Origin of the sequence: Chondrinema litorale, assembly GCF_026250525.1 — a bacterium.
Classification (GTDB): Bacteria; Bacteroidota; Bacteroidia; order Cytophagales; family Flammeovirgaceae; genus Chondrinema; species Chondrinema litorale.
Genome location: NZ_CP111043.1, coordinates 2,564,292 through 2,585,163 on the forward strand (window position 1 = coordinate 2,564,292; position 20,872 = coordinate 2,585,163).

General features: G+C 32.5%; 14 protein-coding genes. 8 read left to right on the forward strand and 6 right to left on the reverse strand.

The window, feature by feature from the left end:
* Nucleotides 1-181: 181 nt before the first annotated feature.
* Nucleotides 182-997: a hypothetical protein gene (locus tag OQ292_RS10640; RefSeq protein ID WP_284682108.1), complete on the forward strand. Its 816-nt coding sequence runs from the start codon at nucleotides 182-184 to the stop codon at nucleotides 995-997.
* A gap of 94 nt (nucleotides 998-1,091) precedes the next feature.
* On the opposite strand, the gene OQ292_RS10645 is transcribed toward OQ292_RS10640, so the two are convergent.
* Nucleotides 1,092-2,474: a sodium-dependent transporter gene (locus OQ292_RS10645; RefSeq protein ID WP_284682109.1), complete on the reverse strand. Its 1,383-nt coding sequence runs from the start codon at nucleotides 2,472-2,474 to the stop codon at nucleotides 1,092-1,094.
* A gap of 208 nt (nucleotides 2,475-2,682) precedes the next feature.
* On the opposite strand from OQ292_RS10645, the gene OQ292_RS10650 reads away from it, so the two are divergent.
* On the forward strand, nucleotides 2,683-3,465 hold the full coding sequence (locus OQ292_RS10650; RefSeq protein ID WP_284682110.1) for a Rossmann-like and DUF2520 domain-containing protein: 783 nt from the start codon (nucleotides 2,683-2,685) through the stop codon (nucleotides 3,463-3,465).
* Between the two features lie 62 nt (nucleotides 3,466-3,527).
* On the opposite strand, the gene OQ292_RS10655 is transcribed toward OQ292_RS10650, so the two are convergent.
* Nucleotides 3,528-5,597, reverse strand: coding sequence for a muramidase family protein (locus tag OQ292_RS10655; RefSeq protein ID WP_284682111.1), 2,070 nt, complete (start codon nucleotides 5,595-5,597; stop codon nucleotides 3,528-3,530).
* A gap of 194 nt (nucleotides 5,598-5,791) precedes the next feature.
* Nucleotides 5,792-6,451: an O-methyltransferase gene (locus OQ292_RS10660; RefSeq protein WP_284682112.1), complete on the reverse strand. Its 660-nt coding sequence runs from the start codon at nucleotides 6,449-6,451 to the stop codon at nucleotides 5,792-5,794.
* Nucleotides 6,452-6,531: 80 nt separating this feature from the next.
* Between OQ292_RS10660 and OQ292_RS10665 the strand changes: the two genes are divergently transcribed.
* Nucleotides 6,532-6,999, forward strand: a complete 468-nt coding sequence (locus OQ292_RS10665) for a hypothetical protein (protein ID WP_284682113.1) — start codon at nucleotides 6,532-6,534, stop codon at nucleotides 6,997-6,999.
* Here OQ292_RS10665 and OQ292_RS10670 read toward each other — a convergent pair.
* The gene (locus OQ292_RS10670; RefSeq protein WP_284682114.1) at nucleotides 6,944-8,722 is read right to left on the reverse strand and encodes a chloride channel protein; all 1,779 of its coding nucleotides are present in this window, start codon (nucleotides 8,720-8,722) and stop codon (nucleotides 6,944-6,946) included. The two genes, OQ292_RS10665 and OQ292_RS10670, sit on opposite strands and share 56 nt — an antisense overlap.
* Nucleotides 8,723-8,981: 259 nt before the next feature.
* Between OQ292_RS10670 and OQ292_RS10675 the strand changes: the two genes are divergently transcribed.
* On the forward strand, nucleotides 8,982-9,884 hold the full coding sequence (locus OQ292_RS10675) for a histone deacetylase family protein (RefSeq protein ID WP_284682115.1): 903 nt from the start codon (nucleotides 8,982-8,984) through the stop codon (nucleotides 9,882-9,884).
* 163 nt (nucleotides 9,885-10,047) lie between these two features.
* Nucleotides 10,048-10,764, forward strand: coding sequence for a CAP domain-containing protein (locus OQ292_RS10680; protein WP_284682116.1), 717 nt, complete (start codon nucleotides 10,048-10,050; stop codon nucleotides 10,762-10,764).
* 79 nt (nucleotides 10,765-10,843) lie between these two features.
* Here the strand turns inward: OQ292_RS10680 and OQ292_RS10685 are convergent, their stop codons facing one another.
* Nucleotides 10,844-11,731, reverse strand: coding sequence for a Cbp1 family collagen-binding glycoprotein adhesin (locus tag OQ292_RS10685; RefSeq protein ID WP_284682117.1), 888 nt, complete (start codon nucleotides 11,729-11,731; stop codon nucleotides 10,844-10,846).
* Nucleotides 11,732-12,050: 319 nt separating this feature from the next.
* On the opposite strand from OQ292_RS10685, the gene OQ292_RS10690 reads away from it, so the two are divergent.
* On the forward strand, nucleotides 12,051-13,196 hold the full coding sequence (locus OQ292_RS10690) for an iron-containing alcohol dehydrogenase (RefSeq protein ID WP_284682118.1): 1,146 nt from the start codon (nucleotides 12,051-12,053) through the stop codon (nucleotides 13,194-13,196).
* Between the two features lie 132 nt (nucleotides 13,197-13,328).
* On the forward strand, nucleotides 13,329-14,099 hold the full coding sequence (locus tag OQ292_RS10695) for a lysophospholipid acyltransferase family protein (RefSeq protein WP_284682119.1): 771 nt from the start codon (nucleotides 13,329-13,331) through the stop codon (nucleotides 14,097-14,099).
* Nucleotides 14,100-14,179: 80 nt separating this feature from the next.
* Here the strand turns inward: OQ292_RS10695 and pheT are convergent, their stop codons facing one another.
* Nucleotides 14,180-16,603, reverse strand: a complete 2,424-nt coding sequence (gene pheT / locus OQ292_RS10700; protein ID WP_284682120.1) for a phenylalanine--tRNA ligase subunit beta — start codon at nucleotides 16,601-16,603, stop codon at nucleotides 14,180-14,182.
* A 280-nt stretch (nucleotides 16,604-16,883) separates the two neighbouring features.
* Here pheT and OQ292_RS10705 point away from each other — a divergent pair, with 280 nt between their 5' ends.
* Entirely contained in the window at nucleotides 16,884-20,810 is a 3,927-nt protein-coding gene (locus OQ292_RS10705) for a PAS domain-containing protein (protein ID WP_284682121.1), read from the forward strand.
* Nucleotides 20,811-20,872 lie beyond the last annotated feature (62 nt).

Below are 20,872 nucleotides of genomic sequence, written 5' to 3' on the forward strand. Positions count from 1 at the left end.
GCTATTTAATCAATAAATGTGATTTTGGTTTTGTTTACTAAAATTCAGAAATAAAAAATGGATTTCAATGTTAATTTTATGTTACATAATTATTAACTTTATATAAATAGATAGCATCTTGTTCTTTTATTAAGGCAAGAAGCATGTCACTAATCTCTGAATCACTAAAACTCCTTGTGTCATGTACAAAAACGGTATAATAGCACTAATAAATATTATTTTACTAATAAATGTGCAGTTTGCTTATTCGCAAGATTTAATTCTGTACCATAGTAATTATGAGGAGAGAATTTTTAAAGAGTTGAAAAACGGAAAGTTGACTGATACATTAGGTTTTATGTTAGCTAGTAATGTAGATTTTGATGCAGCATCCAAAATGATGATTGAGGAACAATTAATGGAATTAATTAAACCATTAGTAAAGAGAGTAGAAAAGGAGGCTAACTCAATGAGAACATTAAGAAAGTTAAATAAAACAGTAGCTTCTAATTATTTAAAAAATTATGAAAAATTGAGTGATTTTTCAGAGATAGTTACAACAGGAACATACGATTGCTTAACCAGTACACTATTGTATGCTTATTTATTAGAAAAGCTTGGTTATAACTATAGCATAAAAGAGACTAATTACCATATCTATTTGGTAGTAAACTTAGAAAATAAAGATGTATTAATTGAGCCTACAGATCCATATTACGGATTTGTTTGGGAGAAAAAATATATAGAGAAAAGGATTGCTAACTATAGAGCAGATAATATTAAAGGTGAAGATGATTTTTTAGCTTCACTTAATCTTGATAAAAAGATTAACTTGTTACAACTAGCTAGTTTACAGTACTACAATATAGCTGTTAAGCAATTTAATAACAGGCATTATGAGAGGGCTGTAAATAGTGTAAAGAAGAGTATGATGATTTATGATTGCGAAAGAAATCGCCTATTACTTGATTACTCAATGGAATTTATACCAAAACTCAGCAGTAGTACATTAAAATAAATATTGAACTGAGTTTAGTTAGTTTAATGGTAAATATAAACTAAAGCAAAAAAGCCAGCAGTGCTGGCTTTTTTTGTATGCTATATTTTATCATTTATCCGATAATGTTAATGCCAAAAAATCTAGATAAAACTGTTAAGATAAATAGAATTCCTAGAACAATTGGGCATAAATACGAAATTGCAAAGTCTATATATTTACCTACAATAGAGTTCTTAAAGTTTGGATTTCCCTTAGAAACTTCTGCAACCAAGTTTTCTTTTTTCCAGATGTAAGCAGCAAAAAACGAAATTAAACAACCGCCAAGAGGTAAGAAGCTATCGTTTGCAACATGCTCTACTAAACTCATAAAACTTGTTGGACTATCAGCTCCAATGTAGGTAATAAAGTTGGTAAATAAATCAGAATATCCATTTGAGAGTAATGAAGGAATACCAACAATAAATATTACAGCAGCTACTAACCAAACTGCATTGTTTCTTCTTATTCCATGTTCGTCTACAATATATGCAACAGGAACTTCTAGTAATGAAACAGTAGAAGTTAATGCAGCAAATGATAATAAAAGGAAAAAGAGTGAACCGATTACTATTCCTAATGTTGGACCTAGGGTTTCAAATACACCAGGTAGAGTAACGAAGATTAACCCAGGGCCTCCATCTGTAGAAAGACCTTGAGAGAATACTAATGGAAACATCATTAAACCTGCAATAAATGCAATACCAACATCAGCAAGAGTAATTAAAACTGCAGAAGAAATTATATTGTCATTTTTGCCAACATAACTACCATAGGTAATTAAAGCACCCATACCTAGTGATAGAGAGAAGAATGCTTGTCCTAATGCACTGTAAACTACAGGGAAAGAAATTTTACTGAAATCAGGTAATAAATAAAATTCTACACCTTTTAGTGCATTTGGCAATGTAAATGAATACAATACCAATAACAGCATAATAACAATAAGTGTAGGCATTAATATTTTGGCTGCTTTTTCAATTCCTCCAGAAACTCCTTTGGAAACAATAAATGCAGTTGCTCCCATAAATATGAGACCATATAAGCCAACTCTAAAAATATCATTAATAAACTCACCAAATTGACTACCTATAGCAAAGTTTCCAGATACCATTTCGAGAAAGTACCCAAAAGCCCAACCGGCAACAACATTGTAAAAAGAAAGTATAAGTACTCCACTTATAATTCCTTGTAGTCCGAGTAAAGACCATTTTTTAAATCCTAATGCTTTATATGCACCAACAGGATTTAATTGGGTTTTTCTACCTATTGCTATTTCCGTTACCATTACCGGAAAGCAAAGCAAAAAACAAAATGCGAGATAAATTAAAACGAAAGCAGCTCCGCCATTCTCACCTACTTCAAACGGGAATTTCCAGATATTTCCCAAACCAACCGCTGAACCTGCCGCCGCGGCAACAAAGCCGAATTTACTTGTAAACCCTGATCTTACAGCCATAAGAGCGTTAAAAAAAAATTAATAAAAAAACTTGGAAGTTAATTAAAGGTATTTAGAATTCTAATTCTTGAATAATAGCGATAAAAGTAAAAATTAAATGTAAAAAGTACAATTTTGACACTTCACTCATTAACATAATATGCTAAATAGGCTTAAATAATGCCTTTATTGCTTTAAATTAATTACTTAAAACATTTAAGTGGGAAAAATGGAAAAAAGCTGGTACAATATCTCCATTATAGGGGCAGGCAAATTAGCATGGCATTTAGCTCATGCTATAACAAGTGAAGGACTAAGAATTAATAAGGTTTATAGTAGGAGTGAAGCTTCTGCAAATAAATTAGTTCAGAGTATAAAGCAAGGAAATACCACAACCGATAAGGATTTCACAAATTCTACATCAAATATATTTTTTATAGCTCTACCAGATGATGTAGTTCCTATTATCTTAAAAGATTTCCATTTCCCTGAAAATACGTTGCTTTTGCATACTTCTGGCACTTTACCATTATCCGTTTTAAAAGATGCAAGTAAAAAAAATGGTGTGTTTTACCCTTTGCAAACTTTCAGTTTTGGTAAAGAAGTAGATTTTAAAAAAATTCCAATATGTTTAGAAGCTTCAGACGAAAGTAGTTTGACAAAGGCTTCAAATTTGGCAAAGTTTCTTAGTAATGAAGTGCATTTGATATCTTCAGAAAAAAGAAAGTTTTTACATTTAGCAGCAGTGTTTGCTTGTAATTTCTCAAATAGACTCTTTGTTTTAAGTAAAGATATACTTGCACAAGAAGAAATTCCATTTCAAATACTTTCTAATTTGGTAAATGAAACTGTAGTAAAAGCCTTTGAAATTGGCCCTGAAAATGCGCAAACTGGTCCAGCAGCAAGAAACGATTTAAAAACAATAGAGGCACATACAAAGCTGTTAAGAGATAATTCTGAAAAGCTAGAAATTTATAAACTTCTCTCAGATAGTATTAGGGGGATTAAATAAAAAAAAGCCTTCTTGAAGATTTTCAAGAAGGCTTTTTTTATATATTATAAAATTTTAGCTCATTATTTAACTCTTAGTTTCTCTCCTACAGCAACTTCGTTATTCGTTTTGTTACTTAAAGATTTAATTTGAGAAACTTGCACACCATACATTCTGGCAATACTGAAAAGATTATCATTCTTTTGAACAACATGGTAAACAGCATTTTCAGCAGTTTGTGTATTGGTAGTGTTACCAGACTCTACTGCAGGTTGTAAAAAGTTTGTACTGTTATTATTTTCAGTTGCAGGTAAAAGGCTGTTTGAGTTAGTCGCAGGTTGATTTACAGTATTGTTATTTGTTGCACTTACAGCGTTTGGATCTACAATAATTTTATCACCTGCTTTAATATTTGTTCCTACCTGAAGATTATTCCAAGTTCTCAAATCATCTACTTTAACCTTATATTTTGCTGCTATCTCATAAATGTTTTCATTAGCACCTACTGTATGATAACCTGCAGCTGTAGTAGTCGTAGTTTCATTACTTACAGCAGGTTGGTTGTAATTTGTATTACTATTAGTAGTTGTGTTTAGGTTATTCTGAGTAGTACCAGCAACCTGATTAAAGTTACCTAAACTGTTCTGAGTAGAAGAATATACTTGATTGTTTTGAGTATTTGTATTCCCAGCAACATTGTTGTAATTACTGGTATTAGTTTGTTGCCAACCAGTTGTATTTACATCAGAAGAATTAGTTGAAATGCTAGGCTGACTTACAAATAAAGTTTGACCAGCTTGAATATCAGTACTACTTAGTTGGTTCCAAGACATTAAATCACTTACATCAGTATCGTATTCCTTGGAAATTCTGTAAAGAGTTTCTCCTTTTTTAACTACGTGTTTAACTGGTGGAGCCATTCCTGGAGCAAGATATAACTGATCTCCAACATCAAGTAAAGACTTGTTGTTTAATCCATTCCACTTCATTAAATCTTTAGGAGAAATATTATATTTACGAGCAATGCTATAAACTCCCTCACCTCTTTCTACAAGGTGCATTTTGTTAGTAGGCATGCTTGCTGTGTTATTAACAGAGCTTGTATTGTTATTTGTTGTATTATTTGAGTAATTATAATTTCCAGCCTGAGAGTTATAATTATTTGTGTTGTTACTTACTGCAGGGTTGTTATAATTATTATTTGTAGCAGTATTGTTCGTGTTATTACTATTTACAGAAGGTAGCAAGATAGCATCATTATTACTGTTATTTGTCGCGTTTTGATTCGACGGTAACAATGGGTTAGTAGTATCTACATTATTGTTATTTGCAATACTAGATGTTGCTTTAACCTGAATAATGTCTCCTTTCTTTAAGTTGATATTATCTAAGTTATTCCATTTTTTTATTTCGAGTGGAGTAACCTTGTAAGTTTTAGCAATTGAAAATATTGTTTCACCATCTCTTACTGTGTGAAATTTTGCATCAGGATTTACAGTAGGTACAAGATCACTTTCTTTGTTTGTATTTTTATTATTGCTGTCAGCAATAGTTTTTGTTTCTTTTTTGTCTTTCTTATCGATAAATTTCTCCCAAGGGCCTTCATTAGGCGTATCTTCTGGAAGCTCGATAACTTCTATTGGTTGTTTTTTTGATCTTTTAGATTGAAGAAACAGTTTTCTACCCGGTTTCAAATCTTCTGTTGGGCTCATTCTGTTTTTCTTAAGCAATTTGTCTTTTTTGATCCCATACATTTGCGAAACATCCCAGATAGTTTCTTTTGGTCCTGTTATATGGAATGCTACATCAGCAGAGTTTTTCTTCGGTTTTAAGTAATATACAGCACCTGAAATCAGATCGTCTAGTAAAACAGGAGAGAAATCGTTGTAAGCAGCAAACCTAGCTTTATTAAGGTTAACAGCAGCAAGGAGCTTGTCCACATTTTGATCTTCCCTTGCAATAATTGCAGGCAGGCCATTAGCCGTAACCTTTACAATTGTATCACCTTGATATACAACCATTTCTTTGTTAGTGATTCGAGGATAATCAACCCTTTTATCATTTTTTATATCAAAATGAAAATCTTCTGTAGCAAACAATGCTGTTACAGGAAGGAAAAACACAAATAAAAAAATAGATCTGAAAAGTTTCATTGCTAAAAACATATGGTATATACTATACAAATATAACAAAAATAATATCATAGGTTGTTTACACTAAGAGTATATTTCTGTTAAATAGGTTGTTTCGTGATATAAAATTTTGATAATAAATAATTTGAACAAAAAAAACTAGTGAAATAATAGTTTGACATTAATATCTAAACGAATGTGAAAATGGAATTATTTTAAGATTTTTTCTTCCTGATCATCATCATTCCATCTCTTATTGGTAAAATCGTATTTTCCACATTCGGATCATCTTGCACCATTTTATTAAATTCTCTCATTATTTTGGTCTTTTTATCATTGCAGTTTTCAAAATCTGCTACTTTTCCATCCCACAAAACATTATCAACTAATATTACTCCTTCATCAGAAAGTTTAGGTAATACCAACTGATAATAATCTGCATAGCTTTTTTTATCTGCATCAATAAAGACAAAGTCAAATACATGCGCCAACTTGGGAATTATCTCTAAAGCATCACCAGTTAAAAAAGTTATTTTATCGCTTAAGCCTGCTTTTGATACATACTTTTCGATAATTTCTTCCAACTCCTCATTTACATCTATGGTAAAAAGTTGTCCGTCTGATTGCAAACCTTGTGCAAGGCAAATGCTAGAATAACCTGTAAAAGTTCCTATTTCCAGAATTTTTTTTGGTCTTAGTAAGCTGCTTAACATTTTTAGAGCTACTCCTTGCACTTTGCCTGAGATCATGTGAGGCATTAATACGTGTAGGTATGTTTCTCTAACAAGCTCATCCATGTATGGAGGAAGCTCAGATGTATGTGTGTCTATATACTCTGATAAACCTTCGCTTAAAACTCTGTTTTTTTTATTCATAAATATTTGTGATTTGGAACGCTAATTGGTATAAGAAATAAAAAAAATCCAATCAATATCTTAATAAAATCCTATAACTAATGTTAGAAATAACTTCAGAAGAACCTAACCTAAGCTTTTCCTATTCCTTTAATGAAAATATTCTGTATTCAGAATTTAGTGGAATATTAACTTCTTCTTTGCTGGGAAAGTTAATTGAAAATTTTTCATGGTACAATAAGATTTATCAACCAGAAACTATCTGCCTAAATTTGTCAAAATCTGTATTTAGAATTGACTTAGAGGAAGGTAAAAATTACTTGAAAAATGTTGAAGTTTCAGAAGGGATTGCACTAAAGGCTATTATAGTTGTTTGCCCTGATGAAATTTTTTCACAAATGATATATAATACGCTAAACAACGAATTAGACGAGCAAATTAAAGAGAAGTTGAAGTCTGTTAAGCGAATAGATAGTTTTATTGACGCAAGAAATTGGTTAATTCAGAAACAAACTACTTTTTCTGATCAATCAGTTGTTTCCTGTACACCGAAAACATCCTTGATTTAGAGAGGAATCCCACATACTTACCGTCTTTAATCACAGGTAAGTTCCATGCCTGAGAGGTTTCAAATTTGTGCATTACAGATTCCATATTCTCATTGTACTCAATAAAAGCAGGAGGAACAGACATAATGGCCGAGATTTTGGTTTTCTCCTGTTTCGTGGAATCAAACATTATTTCCCTCACATCATCCAAAGTAACTATTCCAGTTAGCTTATCTTCATTGTCAATTACCGGAAAAATATTTCGCTTACTTACACTAATAACCTTAATTAAATCTGCCAATAAGGCATTTTTGTGAATTTTCTTAAAGTCTTTTTCAATTAGATGAGTAATCTTGAGGTTGCTCAAAATCTTTTTGTCGTGGTCATCAGCAGCATATTCTCCTCTGTGGTGTAATTCAGTTATATAGATTGAGTGAGGATAGAAATAGGAAACTGTACTGAATGAGATGGCAGAAACAATCATAAGTGGAATAAAGAGTATGTAACCGCCAGTAAGTTCAGCAATAAGGAATATAGCTGTTAAAGGAGCATACTGAACACCACACAAGACACCGCACATTCCTACTAGAGCAAAATTACTTTCGGAGATATATGCTAGTTCTGAGAGGTTAATGAGTTTGGCAAAGGCATAACCCGTTACGCCACCCAAAAATAAAGAAGGGGCAAAAGTACCACCACTACCACCACAACCAATTGTTACCGAAGATGCAATGGCTTTAATAAAAATTACAGCAACTAAATAAGCAAATAATATCCAGTCGTTGATTTCATTCACATTAATAAAAATGCTTCTTTCTACTATTGATTCGTGGTCATTATTTAACAATGCTTTTATAATTGCATATCCTTCACCGTAAACTGCTGGTACCAAAAATATTAAAATAGAAAGAATAGTACCACCAACAAATACAGTTTTATAGTCATTTTTAATTTTCTTAAAACTCTCTTCAATTTTGTGAAGAACGGATAAGAAATACACAGAAGTGAAACCACAGATAATGCCCAAAGCTATATAGAGAGGTGTGTCAAAGGCATTAAATGTATCTACTAGTTTAAAAGAAAAGAGTACATCTTCACCAAGTAATACAATAGATACAAGTGTAGCACTCACAGAAGCAACAAGTAAAGGAATAAAGTTAGCTACAGTTACTTCAATAAGAATTACCTCCATGCTAAAAATGAGCCCCGCAATTGGAGCATTAAAAATGGCTGATATAACACCCGCAGTACCACAGCCAATCATTAATGTGCGAAGCTTATAATTGAGGTTTACAATTCTGGCTATGTTAGAACCAATTGCAGAACCAGTTAAAACGATGGGAGACTCAAGTCCGGCAGAACCACCAAAACCAACAGTAAAAGCACTGGTAATTAGCCTAGAATACATTTTGCTTTTCCCCATAATGCTAGACTTACGGGAAATAGAATATAAAATATCGGTAATAGCATGTCCGAGTTGTTTTTCGCTATAGAGTACTTTGGCAAGTAATACAGTAAAAACAAGGCCTATTAAAGGATAAAAAATCTGCAAGTAGTTTTCAGAAAACTCTTGTGAAGTGAGCAGATGATGAATAAAATGAACAGTTTCTTTAAGAATAACTGCTGCCAACCCCGAAATTATGCCTACAATACCGCTAATGATCAATAGAAAATTTCTTTCAGAAATATACTTGATCTTCCAGGTAAGTGCTCTTTCCAGTTTGCTTGATAGTCTGAGAGCCATTGGAATTTAAAGTGTTAAAAATTATTGATCAGAAGCCGCAAATATAGCCAATATGTACACTTTATTCCTTTAATTTCGATAAACTTTAAATAAAGATTTTTAAACATAACATTAGTATAGAAGCGCCTTAAATGAATCGGAAATAGCTGATGAAATTGAAGTTTTTGAATATCAATATCATCAAAATGAAACATTTTACTTTTTCATTTAATTAGCAAAGAAGAATTTTTTACTTTGTGAAAATTAAGCGCAGTACTTGATGTTAAAAATTGCCTATTCTCCAATATATAAGCATACCTTACCTGAAGGCCATCGGTTTCCAATGATAAAATACGAGCTAATTCCTGAGCAACTTTTATATGAAGGAACAGTGAGTGCTAGTAATTTTTTTGAACCTGAAGCAGCAAAAGAAGAGATAATTCTAAGAACGCACTTAAAAAGTTATTGGGATAAACTCAAAAATCTGGAATTAACTAGAAAAGAAGAACGAAAAACAGGTTTTCCACTCTCAAAGAAGCTAGTTGAACGTGAAATAGTAATCAATCAAGGTACGATAGATTGTGCAAACTATGCTTTAAAATACGGTGTTTCAATGAATATTGCCGGTGGTACACATCATGCTTATGCAGATAGAGGAGAAGGCTTTTGTTTGTTAAATGATATAGCAATGGCTTCTAACTATTTGCTAGAATTTAAAGGATTGAGAAAGATTTTGGTAGTAGATCTGGATGTACACCAAGGAAATGGGACTGCTAAAATTTTTGAAAATGAGCCAAGGGTTTTCACCTTTAGTATGCATGGAGCAGCCAACTATCCAATGTTTAAAGAAACGTCTGACCTTGATATTCCCTTGCCAAATGGAACAGGTGATGATAGTTATCTCAAAATCCTTAGCAACACATTACCAAAGTTGATTGATGAACAAGAACCTGAGTTTATTATGTTTCAATCCGGAGTTGATGTTTTGGCAACAGATAAATTAGGCAAATTGGGTATGACAATTTCTGGCTGTAAAGAAAGAGACAGAGTAGTTTTAGAGCTTTGTAAAAAGCATAATATTCCTTTAACTATTAGTATGGGTGGTGGCTATTCTGAAAAAATAGCTCATATTGTAGAAGCACATGCAAATACTTATAGGCTTGCTCAAGAAATCTATTTCTAAAATCAATACCATCATTTAAAAGCAAGATATCAGCTTATAACCTTTAAAGTTTCATAATTCTATCGATAATAATCAGATATCGATACTTTTTTGGCGTTAAAGAAAACAGCATTCAGAATAATTATTTATTTTAATTATAGCTATTAATCAAAATCTGTTGAGAATGAAGTATTTGTTGGTATTTACGGCCTTGTTGTTTGCATTTTGCACAAAAACAACGGCTCAAAACTGGAAACACAGCGATTATTCCAAATACGATTACAAGAGCTTTGCTAAGCTTAAAAAAGTAAATGAAGCGATAGATATAGAAAAAATCGATTATGCCTTATTAAATGCGGCTGTATTTTATGAAAGTAATCGCCAGCGATTTAATGAAGCATTGCCAGTTTTTAAACATTCAGTGGCTTTAGAGAAAGCTTCTTATGAGCATTCTATAGACATGGTAAGAAAAAACTTTGTAAACCATGTGAGTAAGGTGAAGGGGAAAAAAACAATGAACGACCGTTTAGAATTAGTTGGTCTTACAAATATTTATGCTGCTGAAAATATCGCCTTATCTTATGTGCTCGACATGAAAGAGAATGAGGCTTATTATCCTCCCTCGCAAAACGGTGGCTATTTTAGTTTAGAGTATAAAGGGGCACCAATAAAACCTATGACATATTTAAAGGCAGCTAAAGCTGTTGTAAAGCAATGGATGAATTCTCCGCCTCACAGAAAAAACTTATTAAATGGCAATTATAAATTTCTAGGTTGTGGTATTTATCTAGACAAACCCAAAGATTCAGATAGCCCACCAATGTTTAAAGCCACTCAACTTTTCTCTTCGGCAGATGCAAATTATGAGGCACATCCAGTAAGCATTAATTACCAAGATTAAATAAATAAAAAAAGGGGTTTTGCTAAAAGCAAACCCCTTATTCTGGTTGTTACTTGTCTTCTTTTTTTAGCTGAAAAAATTAATTTACCGCTACAACCAGATATTTAGATGAATTCCAGAATTTTTCCGGATTAGTAATAATCAAGTTAGATACTTCATTACTTTCTTCGAATTTATACGAGTCGTTAGGGTGACTTGTAATTAGTTCTGGTTTTTTACCTGCTATTTCAAAGCTGGTAATTTGAGTAATATCTACTTCGTTAAAGGCATTTGGATTATAGTTACCAGTAAATTCCATAGATTTACCAAGGCCTAAAAATCCACCTTCTTTAGCTAATACATTCTCTTCTACAAGTTGTTTTACTGTACCAAATGCATAGTAAGCAGTATTTAACTTTTGAGTTTGGTTATCAATAATGCCTGTTTTCTCAGTAAGAATAGAGTCTTTTTGTACATTTGCAGCAGTTAAGCTAGTAATGTTAGTATTCAGTTCTTCAACTGTAAAGTTTAACTGCTCAAGGTTATCTTTTAAATATACAATTTGAGAATCTTTCTCATTGATTTGCACCATATACTCTTCTTTAAGCTCTTCTAAAGACTTTTTAAGTTTAGAGTTTTGATACCAAGAACCTTTTAATTTTTTATCAAGTTCAGCGATTTTTTCTTTGTTCTGCTCCATCAAATCATTGATTATTTGAATGTCACCAGTGATTCTTTCTCGAACATTTCTATCTCCAGACTCAGAGTTAAGCTCTATGCTAGACTCTCTGCTTCTAATTTCATTTAAGTTTGTGCTAATCTCGTTAAGCGTTTGCATATAGTCTGCAACCAGTGAATCAGATTCGTAAGTCTGAGACATTAACTCTTGGTTTTTAGCTCTTAGCATTTCAGCCTCTTGTTCTAATTTTTTATCCTTACAAGAGATAATAGTAATTGATGCTATAAATATGATTGCTAACTTTTTCATGATATCTACTTATTGTTTATTTCTTAATTTCTAGTTTCGACTTCTAATTTTTATAGATGTAATAAAAATCTTGTACCATAAATTTAAAATAGTCAAAAAGTGCCTTGTGGTCTCTTAGAGGGTGAATTTGTTAATATATAGAAATGCAATTCCACAATATTTGTGAGTATGCAAAACACATTGTGTGGAATGTTTCTACAGAAAGTTTCTTAAATAAATGGGGAGTGAATTAATATTTATTTAAAAAAATGGATCGATTGATATAAAACTTGTAACTGCAATGTATTTTTAGCAGGTTTTTACTAACAAATAAATGCTTATGTCATTCACAAGTTCAACGTACTCATACAGTTTCCCAACAAATGTAAGATTTGGGGCTGGAGTTTCTTCAGAAGTAGCTCCACATCTATTAGCTTTAAATTTAAAAACTCCTTTAGTAGTAAGCGATCCAGTAGTAATCAGTTTGCCTTTCTTTGACAAATTTATTTCTGAGTTAAAAAAAGGTGGTTTGGCACCTGTAGTTTTCTCCGATGTAAATAAAAATCCTTTAAAAAGTGATGTATACAAAGGTGGTGATGCTTATGAGACTGGAGATTGTGATTGTATAATTGGAATAGGAGGTGGTGTGGCAATGGATGTTGCAAGAGCAATAGCTTTGCGCATTAACCATAAAAAAGATTTATTTGATTACGACGATTTACTCGATGGTTGGCAATTAGTAACAGAAGAAGTACCATACTTTGTTACTTTGCCTACAAATGCAGGAACTGGGAGTGAAGTTGGCAGAAGTACTGTAATCTCAGAAGATGAATCTCATAAAAAAAGAGTTTTGTTTTCTCCAAAACTGATAGCTAAGCAAATATTTGCTGATCCTTTGCTTACAATGGAATTGCCTGCAAAAATTACAGCATCTACTGGTATGGATGCACTTTCGCATAACCTTGAGGCATTCCTTTCAAAAGGGTTCCATCCTATGGCAGATGGTATTGCCATGGAAGCTATTAGGCTAGTTGGTGAAAGCCTTGAAAAAGCAGTTTTTGAACCAAATTTAGAAGCAAGAAGTAATATGCTAATTGCATCATTAATGGGAGCTGTTGCTTTTCAAAAAGGTTTGGGTATAATCCATTCTTTAGCTCACCCACTTGGACCTGTAGTAGATGCACACCACGGAACAGCCATTTCTATTATGTTCCCTCATGGTTTAGCTTATAACTATGCAGGAAACGAAGAGAAGTTTGATAGGTTGGCCTATGCAATAAAAGCAGAAAGTGGAGATAAACTGGCAGATTATATTGCTAAACTGAATAAATCTTTCGGCTTGCCATTAACACTAAAAGAAATTGGTGTACAAGAAAGTGATGTGGATAAGTTAGCTCAATTAGCTTCTGAAGATTTTTGTTTACCTTCTAATCCGAAACCAGCCACTAAAGAAGACTTCTTAAAAATTTATAAAGCAGCATTATAAATCAGAAATTTCCTTAACACTTACATTATCAATTAGTTTAATTGGAAACAATAAGCTGTATTGTTTTAATTTGCAGACAGATTAAGCAATGCAGCTTATTTTAATTAAATAGCACATCTTACTATACATGTTTTGAGTGGATTTCTGGATAAAATTTTTAAAAAAGACCCTTTTGGAAATATTATATTTATCAAAAGAGTGATAATAGGTGTGGTAGGTGCCTTAACTTATGTGCGATTCACATTAGTAAATTCTATCAAAATTAAAGGGACAGAGCATCTTAGTGCTTTGCCTAAAAACAATGTGTTGTTCTTATCTAATCACCAAACCTATTTTGCAGACGTAATTGCCTTTTACCATATATTTTGTAGTGTAAAGTGGCGATTTAAAAATACAATTAATTATCCGTTTTATCTGCTGGCACCTCGTGTAAATAACTATTATGTAGCTGCTGAAGAAACAATGAAAGACAGTGGTATTCTACCAAAAGTATTAAGTTATGCTGGCGCTGTAACTATTAGGAGATCTTGGAGAGCAAAAGGGAAAAACGTAGATAGAGGTGTGGATAGAAGTGCATTTGATAAAATTACAAAAGCACTTGAGCAAGGTTGGGTAGTTAGTTTTCCACAAGGTACCACAAGCCCGTTTGCTCCCATTAGAAGAGGAACTGCCCATCTTGTAAAAATGAATAACCCGATCGTGGTTCCGATTGTGATAAATGGCTTTAGAAGAGCATTTGATAAGAAAGGGATTTTTTACAAAAAAAGAGGTGTACGCTTAGAAGTTACTTTTAAAGCTCCAATAAGATTTAGCCCTGATATTACTGTAGATGAAATTGTAGAAGTAATAACATCTTCTATAGAACAAGACAGTATGATAAAAGAAAAAGACCAGAAAGATTAACTACTGGTCTTTTTAGTATGATAGAGTAAATTTAAAATCCTGATGATTTAAGATTTTAATATTTATTAATGTGAATCAGATTATTTTTGTCGTCCTATAATTACGATATCAAGTTCTCTTTCAAAAGCATCCATCAATCTATCCATCGTTTTATTAATCTGCTTTTCTTGTAATGTTTTTTGAAGATCGTGCAGAATAAAACTCACAGAGTAAGACTTTTTGCCTTCACCAAGATTTTCACCTTCGTAGATATCAAACACGTTTACACTCTTAAGAATTTTTCTTTCAGTTTTTAGCGCAACTTGTTCAATTTGACTAAAAGAAGTAGCCTTACTCATTACTAGAGATAAATCTCTTCTTACCTCAGGGAACTTAGGAATCTCTTTATACTGAATAAATGGATTGTAATTATTTACAATATAGTTCCAATCAATTTCAGCATAATATACTTTTTGGCTAATACCGAATTTTTTAGCTAACCATGGGCTAAGTAATCCAACTTTAGCAATTGTTTTATTATTATTCTGAAAGCTTAAGCCAAATCCAAAAGCTTCATCATCTAGTTCAGTAACATTTGGACTAGTAAAGTTAAAGCGATCGAGTATTCTTTTTACTACGCCAGAAATTTTATGGAAAGTAGTCTCTTGTTGTTTTACTTGCCAGCTTTCTGGGTAATCCATACCACTCATTGTAATAGTAAGCAGTGGCTTTTCTTTGTACTTTCCATCAACTTTAAGATAAGTTTTGCCAAACTCAAATAATTTGAGATCTGTTTGTCTTCTGTTGATATTATGAGATACCACTTCTAAAGCAGAGAAATACATAGTTTGCCTCATTACATCTAAGTCTTCGCTTAGTGCATTTAGCATGGTTACATGATTATCTGCTGAAAGTGATTCAAGGTAACCAGTGTATTTGCTATTAGTAAGTGAGTTAGTCATAATCTCTTGAAAACCTGCACCAGCAAGCATTTGAGAGATACGACTTTTAAATAAGTCAAAATCTTTTTCAGGGGTATTAGCTAGAAAGTCTGAGTTGAGATTTGCAGAAACTTCTATACTTTCGTAACCATACATTCTTAAAATTTCCTCTATTACATCAGCTTCTCTTTGTACATCTACTCTGTAAGGAGGCACAGAAATTTTAAGTTCGGTGTCTGTCTCTTCTAAGATGTCAATTTCAAGTCCTTTAAGAATAGATTTTACTTGACTCTTCTCTATATCTTTTCCAATTAACCTGTTGATGTTTTTGTATTTCACCAATACTTCAAAGTTTGAGATTGGATTTGGATAAACATCAATAATATCAGACGAAATATAACCGCCAGTAAGTTCTGTAATTAAATTTGCTGCAATTGATAATGCCTTTACTGTCATGTTCGGGTCAGTTCCTCTTTCAAACCTGAAAGAAGCATCCGTTTTTAAGGTATGGAACTGAGATGTTTTTCTAATAAAACCCGGGTCGAAATAAGCACTTTCTAAGAAGATACTGGTTGTTTCATCTGTAACGCCAGATTCTAAGCCACCGAAAACACCACCAATACACATTGGCGATTCTTCATTACAGATCATTAAATCTGTACTAGCCAGTTTTCTTTCTTTTTCATCTAAAGTTACAAAAGGAGTGCCTTCTGCTAAGGTTTTTACTATTACCTTATTTCCTTTAATTTTTGCAGCATCGAATGCATGAAGTGGCTGTCCGTAACCATGTAAAATATAGTTGGTAGCATCTACCACATTATTTATAGGAGAAAGGCCTATGGCTCTTAACCTGTTTTGTAACCACTGTGGAGAAGGTTTTACCTCCATCCCATTAATAGTAATACCAGAGTATCTTGGGCAAGCCTCTGTATTTTCTACGATTACATCAATAGGAAGGTCTTTTTTGCTAATGTTCAGTTCTTCTTTGCCTGCTTGCTTTAGTGGGCTATCAAGAAGTACTTTTAAATCTCTGGCTACACCGTAATGCGAGGCTGCATCAGCTCTGTTTGGTGTAAGACCTATTTCCAACACATTATCTTCTTTAAGCTCAAGATAATCTGCGGCTGGCGTACCGTTTGGTAAGTCTGTGTCTAGCACCATAATACCAGCGTGGCTAGTACCAATGCCAAGTTCGTCTTCTGCACAGATCATTCCCTGAGAAACTTCTCCTCTTATTTTTGCTTTCTTAATTTTAAGCGATTCACCATCAGCAAAAAATAAAGTAGTACCAACAGTTGCCACAAGTACTTTTTGTCCGGCAGCAACATTAGGCGCTCCGCAAACTATTGGAAGCGCTTGGCTTTCTCCAACATCTACAGTAGTTACACTTAATTTTTCGGCATTTGGGTGTGAGGCGCAAGTTAGAACTTCACCAACCACAACTCCTTTAAGTCCACCTTTAACAGATTCAAACTTTTCTAATCCTTCGACCTCTAAACCACTCATGGTTAAAATGTGGTCAAGTTCTTCGGGAGTGTGATTTATCTCTATAAAATCTTTGAGCCAATCTATTGAAATCTTCATCGATTAATATTATGCAGTGTTTTATCTCTAATTAGGCTGCAAAATTACAAGAAATTTTATTTTGAGTGTCATCATATCCAAAACAAAGCTGTATTATTATTTTTTACTCTTAATAAATACCGTTTAAATGACATTTTTAGATAGTGTTAAAAAAAATTAGGTATGTTGAAATTTTCGAAATTTGCTTTGTAAATTACAACAATAATTGAAGATGATTTAATAACTGAAGCTTGCATCGCTTTTTCCCTGAGATAAATATTGTCAGAGAGTAACTAATTGCATGGTCGAGCTCAAATTCAAGATTAATTTTACTGAACCAGTTCCCAATTCATTTTTTATAGAATGTAATGATGTGGGAGACGTATTGCATACAAGTAAAAATATCTCTGAAAACATTCAGGGGATAGATGGTATTCCATTAACCTTATCTGAATTTTTTGGTAGTACATCTCCTGTATTAAATCAAAAAATAAATAGCTTTTCTCCAAGTAACCCAGCATGTGCCCTAAAACTAAAATTCGACGCCGATGTACATGGCATAGTTTACTACTACGCGAATCTTTGCCAACACTTCGACGATAGCGACAATAAAACCACTCTTCATTTAACTGCTTCACTTATAGAAGAAGAAAGTATCTCAGAGGCATCAGATTCTGAAATACTTGGCGCCCTCATTAAAGACAGCACAGACTTTATCAGTATTAATGAAATAGAAGGGTTTAAGCAGGTTTATTCGAATAAAAACTTTTTTAATTATCTGGGATATCAATACGACGATAAGAAAAGTATTTGGTATTACGGAAATGAAATTATACATGCTGGTGACTACGAAAATATATTTTCCTTAAGAAATAACATTAAAGAAGGTTCCAGAAGTAATTGGGAAATTCATTTTCGAGCAATTCATATGAATGGGAATATAAAGCTGATTCATATGAGAGTAATTCCTTATAAAAGAAACTCCTATAATGAAGTTACACATTTCATCTGTATTCTTAGAGATATAAGTGCACACGATGAACTTCACTTCGAATTTATAGAAGAAAATTATGCGTACCAATCTATATTAACTTATTCAGGTGCAGAAATACTTGTTACAAATACCCAAAAGCAAGTGCAGTATGCTTTAAAGGCAGGTAATAGAGAAGAGATTAAGGAAGAGTTATATCTGGAAGATTATCTGATAAAAAATAAAAAAGATCAATTATTACAGGCAATTATATTAGAGAATTTTGAGCGTGTATTGAATGATGAAAATATTGTTGAAATTGTTAATCTCGAATTTGAAAGCCTTGTAGTTGAATTAATTCCTGTAAAAAGAGAAGATAAAGTAGATAAAGTAGTTATCGCATTGATAGCACAAAACGATTCTACTAAAAAAGAAAGAATAGGAGCTCTAATAGATTATAAGGATCAGTTAAAGAAAGATGTTAGGCAACTCATTAAACGAAATACTGAGTTACAGCACCAAGAAGAAGCGGTAAGAGTATTACTCGATTTTCAGAAAAATTTTATTATCAGGTTTAACAGAAAGGCAGAAGTTAATTATGTAAACGATTCGCTTAGCCGGTTTCTAAATGCAGATCCGGTAATAATTATACACAGTTTATCAGATGTGTTTATACATCCAGACGACAGAATTATTTTTGAATCTGCCATGGCAGATATAAAAGCCGATCCAAATAATTCTGTTACACTAGAGTTCCGCTTTATTTCTGGTGATAATTCTTATTGGACACGCTGGGAGATTTCTGCGCTATTTGATAAAAACGGAATGGTAAAAGAATATATCGCTTCTGGTATGGATTATACCAAGAAAAAGCAATATGAAGAAGCCATTCTTAAAAGTCAGGAAAGATTTAACCTAATAGCCAGAGCGACAAATGATGCTATTTGGGATTGGAACATTCTAACAAATAGCGTTTGGTGGAATCCTGCATTATATGAAAAGTTAGGTATTTCAGAAAATACAATTCCCCATATAAGTTTATTGCTCAAAGTAATCCATCCAGATGATAAAGAAATAATCAATGAAAAAATGAGAATGGCTTTATCAGATAGGTTGAGCCATTGGGATGGAGAGTTTAAATGTTGGGTTGAGGAGAAACAGGAATATAGACATTTTTTTAACAGAGCATACCTTACTTTCGATTCTGATGGAAACCCGGAAAGAATGCTGGGGTCCATTATGGATATTACCGAAAGAAAAAATAATGAAAACAAATATCGCTATTTACACAGAAGTTATGAGCTTGCTGTAAAAGCAGGTAAAACAGGTGTTTGGGAATATAAAATTCCGGAAGACAAGTTTGAATATGATAACAATCTAGCCTACTTATATGGCTATTCTGAAGAAAATCTATTTTTTGAGAAAGAAGAATTTACTAAAATTATTGGGGTATCTCAATTTTTAAGCTTTAAGAGTGCATTAAAAAATTATCTGGAAAAAGGTCAGTTTAAAGAGCCTTTTGAGATGGTCCAAATGAGAAGTAAAAAGGACTCATCTAAATGCTGGATGATTATCCGTGCTTCAATAATTTTCAATAAAGACCAAAAACCAGAGAAACTAATAGGTACAGATACAGATATTACTGAGCAGAAAAAAGCTGAGGTACAAATAAGAAGGGCTAAACAGAAAGTAGAAGAAGCAATGAGAACCAAAGAAAACTTCTTTTCTGTAATGAGTCATGAAATCCGCTCCCCTTTAAGTGGCATTATTGGTATGAATGAATTGCTATTACAGCAAAATTCAAGGTCAGATCAAAAACGTTTTCTTTCAGCGATAAAGTTTTCTGCAAGCAATCTCATGGTTCTAATTAATGATATCTTAGATTTTAGTAAGATTAAAGCAGGTAAACTTGAATTCGAAAATAATGAATTCGATTTGCACATGATGTTGCAAAATACTTTTCTTAGTTATAAAACTCAGGCTAACGATAGAAATATCGTGTTCTCCCTCCAAAAAACTAAAAATTTGCCCAGGTATGTAAAAGGTGATTCTACAAGATTAAGCCAAATACTTAATAATCTTTTATCTAATGCAATCAAGTTTACTCAAATTGGCTCTGTTGAGTTAGAAGTAAAAGTTGTAAAAGAAGATAGCAAAAAAGTTAGGCTCCTGTTTAATGTTAAAGATACAGGTATTGGCATTCCAATAAAAAAACAGAAAAAAATATTTGAACCATTCCAACAAGCATCTAAAGATACATCCAGAAAGTTTGGAGGTACTGGTTTAGGTTTGTCTATAGTTAAAAATCTGATAGAGTTACAAGGTGGAGAAATTGAAATGGATAGTAAAGTTAATAAAGGCACCACTTTCTCTGTAATGATAGAATATAATAAAGTTAAACAAGACGATATAAAAAACAGAGGGCAAAATTCAACAGTACATATCAGAGATTTTAGAGGAATAAAAATTCTTTATATAGAGGATGTAGATACTAACCAGCTCATTATGAAGGGTTTTGCAGCAAGCTGGGGTATAGAGCTCGATACTGCTTCTGATGGATATGAGGGTATTCATAAAATACAGAACAAAGAATACGATATGGTGCTTATGGATTTACAAATGCCTGGTATAGATGGTTTTGAAACTACCCGTAGAATTAGAGCATTTAGCAATTCTTTTTACAAAAAAATACCAATTATAGCACTTACTGCTGGTTTGAGCGATCAGATTATGAAAGAGGTAAGAGCCTGTGGAATGACAGACTTTTTATCCAAACCTGTTAATCATGATAAGCTGTATGAGGTAATTAAAAAACATAAAATTAGACCAATTAAAAAGGAGATAGAGATATTACAAGAGAAAGAATTGCTTGTACAAAAAGAAATAAAAGAAGCAGTGTTACTAGATGTTCCAATTGATATTGACTTTTCAGAACCAGATAGGCTTTTTTCTGCTGATAAAGACAGTTATACCACGTTTTTAGAAATGTCGAAAAAAGAATTGTTAAATAATCAAAGTGTATTGGTAGATGCTGTACTTAAGGGTAATATAGAATCTTACCGACAAATTCATCATAAAATGTCTGGTTTGTTAAACCTCTTAAAATTATATGGTTTTTTAAACTATTTAACAGAAACAAAAAAGGAACTAGTAAACAGTAACGGAGAGCTAGAAGATAAGGAAAAAGTAGCTATTGAAATAGATAAGTACTTTGAAAAAGTGCTTCTTGTTTTTAAAAAGAAATTAGAAACAATATGATTTTTTTAGAAAAGGTCGCCTAAAAAGTTGCCAGATTTACAATAAAGTAGAGCTGGCAACTT

Excerpts from the sequence above, each read along its gene's own strand:
- OQ292_RS10640 (WP_284682108.1), top strand. The coding sequence starts at position 182 with ATGTACAAAAACGGTATAATAGCACTAATAAATATTATTTTACTAATA.
- OQ292_RS10645 (WP_284682109.1), bottom strand. The coding sequence starts at position 2,474 with ATGGCTGTAAGATCAGGGTTTACAAGTAAATTCGGCTTTGTTGCCGCG.
- OQ292_RS10650 (WP_284682110.1), top strand. The coding sequence starts at position 2,683 with ATGGAAAAAAGCTGGTACAATATCTCCATTATAGGGGCAGGCAAATTA.
- OQ292_RS10655 (WP_284682111.1), bottom strand. The coding sequence starts at position 5,597 with ATGAAACTTTTCAGATCTATTTTTTTATTTGTGTTTTTCCTTCCTGTA.
- OQ292_RS10660 (WP_284682112.1), bottom strand. The coding sequence starts at position 6,451 with ATGAATAAAAAAAACAGAGTTTTAAGCGAAGGTTTATCAGAGTATATA.
- OQ292_RS10665 (WP_284682113.1), top strand. The coding sequence starts at position 6,532 with ATGTTAGAAATAACTTCAGAAGAACCTAACCTAAGCTTTTCCTATTCC.
- OQ292_RS10670 (WP_284682114.1), bottom strand. The coding sequence starts at position 8,722 with ATGGCTCTCAGACTATCAAGCAAACTGGAAAGAGCACTTACCTGGAAG.
- OQ292_RS10675 (WP_284682115.1), top strand. The coding sequence starts at position 8,982 with ATGTTAAAAATTGCCTATTCTCCAATATATAAGCATACCTTACCTGAA.
- OQ292_RS10680 (WP_284682116.1), top strand. The coding sequence starts at position 10,048 with ATGAAGTATTTGTTGGTATTTACGGCCTTGTTGTTTGCATTTTGCACA.
- OQ292_RS10685 (WP_284682117.1), bottom strand. The coding sequence starts at position 11,731 with ATGAAAAAGTTAGCAATCATATTTATAGCATCAATTACTATTATCTCT.
- OQ292_RS10690 (WP_284682118.1), top strand. The coding sequence starts at position 12,051 with ATGTCATTCACAAGTTCAACGTACTCATACAGTTTCCCAACAAATGTA.
- pheT (WP_284682120.1), bottom strand. The coding sequence starts at position 16,603 with ATGAAGATTTCAATAGATTGGCTCAAAGATTTTATAGAGATAAATCAC.
- OQ292_RS10705 (WP_284682121.1), top strand. The coding sequence starts at position 16,884 with ATGGTCGAGCTCAAATTCAAGATTAATTTTACTGAACCAGTTCCCAAT.